7 protein-coding genes and 1 pseudogene are annotated in these 11,925 nt (G+C 53.5%); all 8 read left to right on the top strand.

The features are described 5' to 3' along the window. A pseudogene (gene hcp1 / locus AB5Y83_RS03025) lies at positions 1-261 on the top strand (type VI secretion system effector Hcp1); the annotation flags it as partial. 333 nt (positions 262-594) lie between these two features. Continuing rightward, positions 595-2,631 carry a type VI secretion system tip protein VgrG gene (locus AB5Y83_RS03020; protein WP_031227565.1) on the top strand — a complete coding sequence of 679 codons (2,037 nt, stop codon included), beginning with the start codon at positions 595-597 and terminating at the stop codon, positions 2,629-2,631. 9 nt (positions 2,632-2,640) lie between these two features. Continuing rightward, on the top strand, positions 2,641-4,029 hold the full coding sequence (locus AB5Y83_RS03015; protein ID WP_236400048.1) for a PAAR domain-containing protein: 1,389 nt from the start codon (positions 2,641-2,643) through the stop codon (positions 4,027-4,029). Between the two features lie 77 nt (positions 4,030-4,106). Further along, positions 4,107-4,805, top strand: coding sequence for an ankyrin repeat domain-containing protein (locus AB5Y83_RS03010; RefSeq protein WP_236400052.1), 699 nt, complete (start codon positions 4,107-4,109; stop codon positions 4,803-4,805). An 82-nt stretch (positions 4,806-4,887) separates the two neighbouring features. After that, positions 4,888-5,586, top strand: a complete 699-nt coding sequence (locus AB5Y83_RS03005; protein WP_236400054.1) for an ankyrin repeat domain-containing protein — start codon at positions 4,888-4,890, stop codon at positions 5,584-5,586. Between the two features lie 230 nt (positions 5,587-5,816). Then, entirely contained in the window at positions 5,817-6,713 is an 897-nt protein-coding gene (locus AB5Y83_RS03000; RefSeq protein WP_236400056.1) for a hypothetical protein, read from the top strand. 3 nt (positions 6,714-6,716) lie between these two features. Further along, a complete protein-coding gene (locus tag AB5Y83_RS02995) occupies positions 6,717-7,634 on the top strand; it encodes a DUF4123 domain-containing protein (RefSeq protein WP_236400059.1) in 918 nt (305 codons plus the stop codon). Between the two features lie 327 nt (positions 7,635-7,961). Further along, the coding region (locus AB5Y83_RS02990; RefSeq protein WP_368174670.1) for a DUF6531 domain-containing protein at positions 7,962-11,925 on the top strand (3,964 nt) is incomplete at its 3' end.

Raw genomic sequence — 11,925 nt, 5'->3', positions numbered from 1 at the left:
TCCGGCGAGATGCTGCCGAAAGTGACCCTGAAGTGGTACCGCACCTCCGTTGAAGGCAAGCAGGAGCACTTCTTCTCTACCGTGCTGACCGATGCCACCATCGTTGACATCGACTGCCAGATGCCGCACTGCCAGGACCCGGCGAAGTCTGACTTCACCCAGCTTATCCAGGTCTCCATGGCTTACCGCAAGATCGACTGGGAGCACACCGTTGCCGGTACTTCCGGTGCGGACGACTGGCGCGCCCCCATCGAGGCGTAAGCCTTGCTTCGGTACTTTGGTATTCCTTGTAAGTAGTAATGTGTCTTTGAGCCGGTTGTTCAACCGGCTTCTTGTACTGTGCATTTTCTCCAGCCTGGCCAACGGGTTGGCTGGAGCTTTTCTGTTTTGCCATCCCCCTGCCGGGGTTTGATGCCCTGCTGGTGAGTGCGGAGGGATGGCAAAGTAATAAGGAGTGTTCTGTTATGCAGACACACACATCGTATTACCCGTCATGTTACTTATCTTTGGTGACCGCTTGTGTACCGGAGAGGGCGGTAGCGTGGTGTTTTGACAGGTTTCTGGCGCAGTTTCGAAAGGTGATAGGGAGATATCATGGCTAATCAGACCGGATTGCAATTCACCGTTAAGGTGGGCGCGCTGCCTGCCACCACGTTTGTTGTGGCAAGTTTTACGTTGCATGAGGCATTAAGCGATCCGTTCACCCTTTCATTGCAACTGGCGAGTAGTCAGCCGGATATCGATTTTGGTGCGGTACTGGATCAACCTTGTGAGTTGCTGGTGTGGTACAACGGCGAGTTGCAGCGACGTGTGAACGGTGTGGTGAGTCAGTTCGAACAAGGCGACAGCGGTTTTCGCCGAACGCGCTACAGCATGGAAGTCAAACCAGCGCTGTGGCGATTGGGTCTGCGTCATAATGCCCGTATTTTCCAGGCCCAAAAGCCGGAAGAGATCATTGGCGCCCTGCTACAAGAGCATGGCATTACTGATTACGCCTTTGCACTCAAAAACGCCCATGCTCAGCGGGAGTACTGCGTACAGTACCGGGAGTCCGATCTTGAATTCATTAATCGCCTCGCCGCAGAAGAGGGGATGTTCTACTTTCATGAGTTTGAAGCTGGCAAGCATCGGCTCGTGTTCGCCGATGATACTGCTGCACTCACTGATGGACCTACGCTCTTCTTCAATTTGGGCAACCGCTCACTAGAACAAGGGCCTTACGTTCGTCAGTTCCACTATCGAGAAGCAGTGCGTCAGGCTGAAGTTGAACTCAAGGATTACAGCTTCAAGACCCCGGCCTATGCCTTGTCCCACAAGAAAATGGGGGCCGAGCTGGAGCACCAGCGCGATACCTATCAGCACTTCGACTACCCAGGACGCTTCAAGCAAGACCCCAGTGGCAAATCGTTTACCCAGTATCGGCTTGATGCACTGCGCAGGGATGCAATGGCAAGCCGAGGCCAATCAAACTGTGCGGCGCTGTTGCCGGGCCAGACTTTTGCATTAAGTGAGCACCCAAATGCTGCCTTGAATACCGATTGGCAAATCGTCAGCATTGTTCATACCGGCAAGCAGCCCCAAGCACTGGAAGAAGAAGGCGGAGATGGTGCGACAACGGTGACCAATGAGTTCTCGGTTGTGAAAGCGCTGCAAACCTGGCGACCGCTCTTACCACATAAACCCATGGTGGATGGTCCCCAAATTGCCACAGTCGTGGGGCCTTCCGGTGAAGAGATTTATTGCGACAAATATGGTCGGATCAAGCTGCAGTTCCCATGGGATCGCTATGGTGCCAACAACGACCAAAGTTCTTGTTGGGTGCGTGTCAGCCAGGGATGGGCGGGTGGCCAATATGGCATGATGGCGGTGCCGCGTATCGGTCACGAAGTGATAGTGAGCTTCCTCGAAGGAGATCCGGATCAGCCCATCGTGACAGGGCGGACTTATCACGCCACCAACCAAACCCCCTATGTATTGCCCGAACATAAAACACGGACACTGCTGCGAACCGACACACATAAGGGCCAAGGCTTCAACGAGCTGCGTTTTGAAGATGAAGCATCGAGAGAGCAGATTTACATCCATGCCCAAAAAGACATGGATGTGGTCATCAACCATATCCATCGCCAAAGCGTGGGACTGGATCAGCATTTGACGGTCAACCAGGACCAGTTCCAGCGAGTGGACCGCCATAGCCATCGTACAGTGGCGCAAGATGATGTTGAGCAAATTGGGCAGGATCATCACCAGCTGATCGGTCGCCACTTTGTGCAAAAAGTGATGGCTTCATTCAAACGCTTCATCGGTGGGGGCGAGATCACTCATCTGGATGGTAGCCGCCAGACCTCTATTTCTGGTGGAGAAGAGGTGGTCGTTGGGGCACATCAACGTGTGGTGGTGGGTACAGACAGCTATCTCAAAGCCACTGACATTGTGTTGGAGGCGGGGCAAGCGCTGACCATCAAGGGGCCAGGTGGTTTTATCAAGCTTGATGGCTCGGGAGTGACCATCTCGGGCAATGTGGTCAAGATCAACGATGGCGGTTCACCTGGTGCAGGTACAGCTCCTGTCGCCATCGAACCGGAGGCACCCAACAAGCCCACCCTGCCGGATGCACCGGATCGTCGTTAAGGAGTCATTATGCCAAGTGCTGCCCGATTAGGTGATAGCTGTGCCGGTCATGGCTGTTTTCCGGCGACCCCCATCATTGCTGGTAGTGGGGATGTCATCATCAATGGCAAGCCTGCAGCACGTAAAGGGGATGCCGTGCTGCTCCATGCTTGCCCTTGTCCCAACATGCCCCATGGCATTCATAGTCGCGCCATCTCCGGTGGTTCCAGCAATGTGTTTATCAACGGCAAGGCTGCAGCAAGGGTGGGGGATGCCATCGGCTGTGGCGGCTCCGTTGCAGCAGGCAGTGGCAATGTGATCATCGGGGATAGTCCCTATCAATCTCCCGCCAAAAGCTGTGCTGAGCAGACGGCCAAAAAACGGCTGCCCTTGCTGGCGCTCTCGCCCATGTTGGTGCCATGGCAAACATTGCTGGAATGGGCTGCTCCCGTCGCCTTGCCAGAGGTGGAGAAAAGCTTGACAGAGGCACAGCGTAAGCTGCGCTATCAGGCGCGCAAACAATTATCCGAGCGTGCAGCCAAGGTGCCGGGATTGGCAGATGCAGGTAAACGCTTGGGCTTTAACAATGACAGTATCTTGCGTGCTGAGGCTGCGCAGTATGTCTATGCCGTTGATGAATTTAATCGCGGTGCGCGAACTGGCTTGCCTACGGCTCCTGTTGGCCTTTCTCAGTTAGATACCAAAAAAATACCCGGCCTGGAAAAAGCTGTTTTTACCGATAAAAAGAGTGGCTTTGGTTCCGCCCTGTTCAAATCCTCCATTAACAACGAGACCATGCTCACCTATCGAGGCACCAACAACGCGGTGACCGGTAAGATGGACTGGATGACCAATGGGGCTCAGGGGGTTGGTTCGGAAACCAAGCAATACAATCAGGCAATGGATTTGGCGCGGCAAGTGCAACTTGCGGTGGATTCGCCATCTTCGTCGCTTGTCGCGGTTGGCCATTCATTGGGTGGAGGATTGGCTTCAGCGGGAGTTGGTGTTAGCGGCTTACCAGGGTACACATTCAACGCGGCCGGGTTACATGCCAATACAGTGAGTCGTAAGGGAGGTCTGCCTCTGGACAAAGTAGGTGAGCTGATCACAACCCAGGCGGTGGATGGTGAAGTGCTTACCATGGTGCAAGGAGTGGGGAAACTGGCTGTGCCTACCCTGTTTGCCGGGATTGGCGGTGCATTGGGCGGGTCAGGCGGTGCGGCGGTTGGTGGTGTCTTGGGGGGAATGCTGTTAGCAGGGGGGGCTCTCCCCCCAGCTGCAGGCAAGATGTTACCCTTGCCCTCGCAAGGGGGAAATCCCATAGCTCGCCATGGTATGGATCAAGTGATTGCCGGGATTGAAGCGCAGAAGAGTGAGGATATCGGCACTATTACCAGCAAACTTGGAGGAGTAAAATGATATGGTTATCTCGTTTAAAAGTGCTCTGCGTAGGAGTGCTGGGTTTGTTATCGGCATGCCAGGTAGGAGGAAAAAGTATGCAGGCCAGTGAGTTTTTCCCCGCCCCGGTAGTGAAAGTGCTGGAAGCCATCCAACGTGGTGATGAAGCCGCAGCCCGTCGTCAAATTGCGCAGGGGGTTGACCTCAATATTCAAGATGAAGAGGGCATTACCCCGTTATTATGGCTAATCCTTGAGACCAAAGACTACAAGGTGGTTGAACTTGCCCTAAAAGTGGGAGCAGATCCCAACTATAAAGATGGATTTGGTGATAATGCTGTTTGCTCTGTTGCGGGCTCTAAATATCCCGAACTGCTTCAGGTTGTCCTAGATGCAGGAGGTGACCCAAACTCACTGGACAGGAATAGTGAGCCGGCCATTTTCAATGCTATCGGTGAGACCCGCTGGGCTGATATCAAGTTATTGGTGGAACGAGGTGCAGATCTTAATTTAACTGATGGTCCTGGCCGTAATAGTGCGTTATATGGTGCATTTATCAATCAATATGAAGTTGTCTACTGGTTGTTACAGCATGGCGCCGATTTTAGGATACGAGCTGCTGTAGGCGCCGATCTGGCCTACATCGTAGAAGATAGCTTGTCACTGATGGATAAGTCCTCTCCTCAGTACCCTTGGGCACTTAAGGTAAAACAGTTCTTGGTAGATAAAGGTATTAAATTTCCCCCACTGACGCCAGCTGAAGTACGCGAACGCTGGGCCAAGGGTGAGAAGGTCTAGCTTGAGGCCGAAATACTGCCTGATGAGTTTATGGGGCGCCATACTGAGCATGTTATCGGCATGCCAAGTGGGAGGAAAAAGTATGCAAGCCAGTGAGTTTTTCCCCGCCCCGGTAGTGAAAGTGCTGGAAGCCATCCAACGTGGTGATGAAGCCGCAGCCCGTCGTCAGATTGAGCAAGGGGTCAATCTCAATATCCAGGGAGAAGAAGGGTTAACACCACTACTCTGGTTAGTTTATGAGACTAAGGATTACAGGGTTGTAAAACTTGCTCTTAAAGTAGGTGCCGATCCCAACTATAAGAATGGATTCGGTGAAAATATTGTGAGCTCTGTTGCGGGTTCCAAATATCCAGAACTTCTGGAGGTCGCATTGGATGCAGGCGGAGATCCTAATTCGTTGGGGGAGAACGGTGTCCCCGCAATATTTAATGCCATCGGAGAGACGCGCTGGGCTGATATCAAGTTATTGGTGGAACGTGGTGCAGATCTTAATTTGACTGATGGTCCAGGTAGCAACAGCGCATTGTATGGAGCCTATATCAATCAATATGAAGTTGTTTACTGGCTGCTGCAGCATGGAGCTGATTACCGGATGAGAGACAGCGGGGGCTCTGATTTAGCTTTCTCGGTAGAAGATAGTCTGTCACTGATGGATAAGTCCTCTCCTCAGTACCCTTGGGCTCTTAAGGTAAAACAATTTTTGATTGACAATGGCGTGAAATTTCCCCCGTTGACACCTGCCGAAGTACGCGAACGTTGGGCCCGAGGAGAGAAGATATAGTGATGTGAGACAAATGGGGCAGGAAAGACTGCCCTATAACCTCGACATTGAAGGTAATGTTTTTTGTGATTTTACCGACACCATCTCCCCAATATCTTTACCGCCCTTCTCATTACTAATCAATTTATCATATTCAAATATGATAAAAACCGCCAATTAACTTAATAGTTAGACAAGTGGTACTAATGTCATTACCTATATTCGATATAGTCCGAAATGAGACTGCTAATGTGTATGCCATTATTGACCTCAGCAGGCTCGAAGGTGGCATCACTTATTGGAAATCCCTGTATCGACAATGCCAGGGAGAGTGGCGGCTATTGCCCAATGACTATGGTGTGCAGTGCTATCCGGTTACTGAATTACTATTGCTTTCTATAAAAGAAGGTTCAGCAACAGAAAGTCTGTTGTTGTGGCTATTATCCCATCAACACTACCCTGATACGGGCGTTGTGTTGTTTACGGCAGCAGACGAAATAGACGGCATGCAGCAAGCGTGTTTACTTCGCCATACTTGTTTTTATCCCGATGGGCGGCATGTCTTTTTCCCTTTTCATGAACCGGCTACGCTAAAAACTTGGCTGACAATGACCGATGTATCAACGAGGCAGCAGTTTGAATTTCCTTTTATGGATATATATATTCCCGAGATAGTCGATACATGCTATTCAACCTCACAGTTTGAGTGTGTCAGTACGTCAGTCTCGTTCAGAAATATATCGTCACAAGTATATGAAAACAGGTTGAGTACCGACATTTATCGCGTACTGACCAATCAGGCGCGTTATCAACATTTGACCAAAGCCTTATTCGTCAGAGCCAGCGAATACTATCCATTTTTACTGGATATAACATGGCTGGAGCAGCGCTTCATAAGCGGTATTCTCTTGGCAAGTGAGTTGTATCCCACTGCATCTGAGGATGAGTGGGAGTCATGGTCAGCACACCGCTGGATCATCGGTTCGGATTATTATCGGCACCCTCAGTTTATTAAATTGGTTTCTCACTATTCGTTATCGATGGCCATTAAAAAATTCAAGATGGATGTTGCATTGGCCAGTGATTCACGGGCCAATTTCCATCGACGTGAATGGATGTTTGGCCTGGCTGACGACAAAGGAGCGTAAGACGTGAAGGCAAACAAGGTGATGATATCTGGCAAGTATCGGGATGATGAGTGGCAGCAGTTGCTTGATGGGCAAGGTTTGTTCATGTTTGCCGAAGCGGCCATCAACGAGGCTGTGCCTGGCTTGGCAGAAAAATGGGGCGGCAGCCTTGAGCAGACCAGGCTGTATTGGGGAGAGACGGGAAAGCTGCATAGCACTATCTCCCCCTATCTCATCCCCGTTCATCGACAGAATTGGCCAGAGCTCCAGCGCCTTGTCATCCATCAACCAGGCTGGGGCCTGCTGCTCCAACTCGACTGGTTCATGCTGGCCTATACGCCGCTACAACAGTTGCAAGCATTGCTTGCACATCTGCGCCAGTGGTCCTGGATAACAACCCCTGAAAATGAAACTGCCATATTGCGGCTCAGTGACTGGCAGGTGGTCAAGCCCCTCTTAACGGTAAGCTCTCCAGCTGAGGCTACAGCGCTGTTTGGTCCCGTTGCCACCATCATCGATATGTCGCCGGAGGGCGGTTGTGAGTATCTCCAGCTCATTGAACGGGTAGAACATGACCTTGCAGGGCATGCACCGCAACAGTTATCACCCGCACAGTGGACTGCATTGAACTCGCTGTCAGATAGCGTTGCGCACGATGAGTATATCGAGCATATCCAGGCACATCATCCGGTGGTTAAGGGGTGGCAATCAGAGCAGTTGTTCTCTTTCATCAAGGAGGGTGAACAAGAGGCATTCGCCCATGGGTTCAAAAATCAGCAGGATGTTATTCGCTTCTTGAGTTTAAAGCTGGAAATGCCTGCAGGGTTTATGGCGCTTCCCTGGGCAAAAAAAATCATGGCAGAGCCTGCAGAATTGATTGGGCAACAAAGCCGCATGGACAGGTTATTTGAGCAAGCACTTTGCGAGTTGGATAAGGGATAGGTTGAGGGGATCATGAGTAAAAATAAAACGGCTAGTTTGCTGTCCAGTGATGAAGCAGCCAAAAAAAACTTCTCAACCGATAACATCATCTCTGGTGGTTGCGTGAAATGTGGTTGCGAAGTGATTATTCATTATCACTATGATGATGGTAAACCTGTTCCCAATGCACCGTTTGTACTGACCGACAGTAACAAGACTGTTATAAAAGGAAAAACGGATAGCAAGGGGCTGTGTCGAATTTATGATATGGGGTGTGGCACCTTCGAGTTGTTATTGGAAGAAGGAAGTGACGAATTTAAACCCAAGGAAACGCTACAAAATAACCCGGTGTTTCAATCCAATCCCGCTTATGCCGCGCTGGCTGGTGAATACTTCACACTGTTTCTCATTTTGCGACAACAAGGGTTGATTGAGTATGACGCCTCTGACAGTGATGCAGATGAGGTGGATGTCGATAACGTCGGCATGCTCGGTGGAATTTTCAATAGTGTCCCGGATAAGTACAACCAGGCTTACAAGCGCTTTTGGGCGCTGGATAAAAAAATTAATAAAGGCAGCCGCGATCTTAAAGTAGCGGTCAACAAGATACACCACAGTCTTGCCGCTGAATTGGGTGACAAGGCCAGTAGCAATGAAGCGGTACTCTTGGTGTGTGAAGTACTGCTGGGTTTTGTTCCTGTGGTCGGTCAGGTCATCGACCTGTATGCGATTGGTGAGTGGGGTTACGTCTCCTACAAGGAGCCAGCAAAGCTGGATGACAATCTGCACTTGGCAGAAGGAGCACTGTGTTTGATAGGGGTTATCCCCGGCTTTGGTGATGCCATCAAGGTCAGTGGCAAAGCTATTATAAAGGCATTGAAACTGGGCGATAGGAAGTCAATTCAGTTTGCCATCAAAACCATTCGCAGCCTGTCTGATGGCAATCTGATTAAAGGGCTGATGAAGCTGCGAGCCGAGATAAAGAAATATGGTCAAAAAGCCAAAGCCATTTTGCAGCAGGTGATTGCGGCATTGAAGAAAATGCTGATAGACCCTGCCAGCAACCGCTGGCTAATTGCCATGATGAAGGAGCAAATCACCGGGATTATCCATGCACTGGAAAAACTCTCGGCAAAATTTGATGCATCCCTTGCCTATATCGCTGCGAAATTTGACGAGTTTATTGGCAAGGTGGTGACCCGTGTTACCGGTTCACCTCGGGCTAAGGGGCGCGCCGAATTGCCAGAAGGCTTTAATGCCGGTCGCAACAAGGGCGAGGGACATGATGCAGGTAAAACACCAGCCGAAAAGACCCGCGCTGGACAGGCCGATGGTAATAACTGCGCTTCCACAAAAACGTGCCAAAAGGAAGGTGAGCCAGTCGATATGGCCACCGGTTTCGTGTTTGAACAGCGCGAAGATTGGCGCCTGGCTAGCTTGTTGCCGGTCGGATTGGCCCGTTACTACCGCTCTGGCGGGCAACGTCGTCCGGGTATTCTGGGGACTCTCTGGCGCACGGAATGGGATATGTCGCTGGAGCTGCAAGAGGGCATGGTCATCTTCACCGATGGCGAGTTCAACCAGGCCTTCTTTACCCTGCCTGACGAAGGTGAGTGGGCACACAGCCCCTCCAACCCCGAGTGGCGGTTGACCCGCTTCGAAGGTCTGCTGCAACTGCACCATCTGGATGGTCGTCGTTATGGCTTCGAGCATGCCCGTGGCCCCCACCTTTATCTCACATCCATGAGTGATGCCTGTGGCAACCGGGTAAGTTGGGTGTGGGAGCGGGGTCGCCTGGTGCGCGTCTTGTTGGCTGATGGTCGCCATATTCGGGTCAGCCATCAGGGGCGCAATGTCTCTGCGCTTACCCTGGTGGTGTCGGAGTTTGACCCACCTCGCGAGCTGTCCCGTTATGAATATGACGACAGCGGCGCCTTACTGCGGGTCAGGGCGGGTGCCGGACGCAGCTTTGATTACCAATACTCACCGCAAGGGTGGCTCACCCGCTGGAGTGACCTCGCCCAAACCTGGGTCGAACACGACTATGACTCGCAAGGCCGTTGTCTGGCCAACCGCTGTGCGGGCGGCTATTGGAAAGATCATTTCCGTTATGACGATGCCAACCTCACCAGCTATTACCACAGCGCTTTTGGTGGCGTCACCGCCTATGTGCGCGATGAGCGCAACAATATCCTGCTGCGCCGTGAGCCGGATGGCGGCGAAACCCGCTTTGAATGGGTGAACAATCAGTTGGCGGCACTGGTCAACCCCTTGGGCCAGCGCACCGAGTTTGAACGCAATGCGTGGGGACAAGTGACGTGCGTGACCTTGCCCGATGGCAGTGCCCACCGTTATGGCTACGATGATGCGGGCAGGCTGCTGGCCTATATCGACCCGCTCGGTCAGCCCTGGCAATACAGCTATAACCCTCAGGGGCTCGTTGAAGGGGTGACCAACCCGCTGGGGCAATGCTGGCGTCATGAGTATACCCCTCAGGGTTTGCTGGCCGCGGTGACCGACCCGATCGGTCAGCGTAGCCAGTGGCATTATGGGGAACAAGGGCTGCCGGTTCGGTTCGAGCCGGCTAGCGGTACCCCCTGGCGGTTTGTTTATGACCAGCAAGACCGTCTGGTCGCCCGTTATCAGGAGGGCGAACAAGGAGCTCTGGTACGTCGCTGGGAGTATCGTCACCACGCCCGGCAACCCAGCAAGGTCATCTATGAAGATGGTACCGAGAGTCGCTTTGATTACGACATCGAAGGCAATCTGATTCGGCTGACCGATGCGCTGGGCCATCACCACCAACTGACCTATGGCGCCTTTGACAACCTTCAGAGCGTAACCGACCCGCTGGGTGCCACTACCCGCTATCACTACAACGCCGAGAGCGATTTTGCCGGTGTCACCAACAGTCAGGGGCATCACTGGCGCTATGAGTTTGATGCCTGCGGCCGGGTCGCAGCGGAAGTGCACTATGACGGGCGTCGTTATGACTACCGTTACGATGTGGCGGGGCAGTTGGTACTGCGCCGGGCACCGGATCATCGCGAGCTGCACTATCACTATGATGTGTTGGGGCGACTGGCTCGAATTGAAGCCTGGCGTGCCCAGGGCGAGCATAGTGACCCGACGGCGAGGGCAAAAGAGAGTGAAACCCACTTTGCTTATGATGCCGCCGGTCGTCTGCTGCGGGCCAGCAACGCCGATGCGGTGGTGGAATACGAGTGGGATGCACTGGGCCGGGTGGTCTGCGAGCGCGTCAATGGCGAGACGATAGAGAGCCATTATGGCGAGGCGGGGCAGCGTGAAGCCATCACTGGCTTGCTGGCGCCGTTGGGGCTGTCCTGGCAGCAAGGGCGACTGACCCAGCTCACCGTGGGCAGCCGCCAGCCCCTGCAGTTTGCCCACGACCGGCAAGGGCGCGAGCTGGTGCGCCTGAGCGAGGCCGGGTTTGCCCTCAATCAAGGGTGGAGCGCCACCGGGTTATTGCTCTCTCAATCCCTGGTGCCGGCGAGTGGCGCTGTGCCAGACACCCTGTCGCGTCACTACCAGTATGATGCCCTCGACCGCCTAGTTGGGGTTAACGACAGCCACTGGGGCGAACAGGGCTGGAAGCTCAATGGCAACGGCCAGGTGGTGGCCGAGCGCAGCAAGCGCGGTCACGAGCGTCAGGCCCGGCTGTTTGGCTATGACAGCGAACTGAACCTCTGCGAGCTCTCCCATATTCTGCCCAGCGATGGGCAACCGCTGTCCAGCCAGCAGGCGCAGGCCGAGCCCCTGCGCCGTTATGACGCAGCGGGCAGGGTCAGCCAGATAGGCCCCAATCAGTACCGCTACGACAAGTGCGGACGGCTCAGTGAGAAGGTGGTATCACGCCCCGGTTTCCGGCCTCAGACCACTCAATTTGAGTGGGATGGCTTTGACCGCCTGCAACGGGTCATCTTGCCCGATGGCAGCCGCTGGCGTTACCGCTATGACCCCTTTGGTCGGCGTATCGGCAAGGAGCGGGAGGGGCAGGTGAGCCAACTCACCGCGATAACCCGCGTCCACTATCGCTGGGACGGTGACCAGCTGGTGCAGCAACAAAGCTACCGGGCCGATGGCAACGCCGCCCGTCAGGTGCAGTGGGTCTATGAGCCGGGCAGCTTCAGGCCGCTGGCCCAATGGGAAGCTGGTGAGCAGGGCGAGCGTCTGCACTACATCGTGACGGATGTGGCGGGCACCGCCCGCGAGCTGTGCAGCGAAGCCGGTGACATTATCTGGCGTGGTGAACAGCGGCTGTGGGGCAACTATCGCGCTGATGCCATCCCTC

Origin of the sequence: Aeromonas sp. R5-4, assembly GCF_040908215.1 — a bacterium.
GTDB classification, from domain to species: Bacteria; Pseudomonadota; Gammaproteobacteria; order Enterobacterales; family Aeromonadaceae; genus Aeromonas; species Aeromonas veronii.
This window is presented reverse-complemented; position numbering and strand designations above follow the sequence as displayed.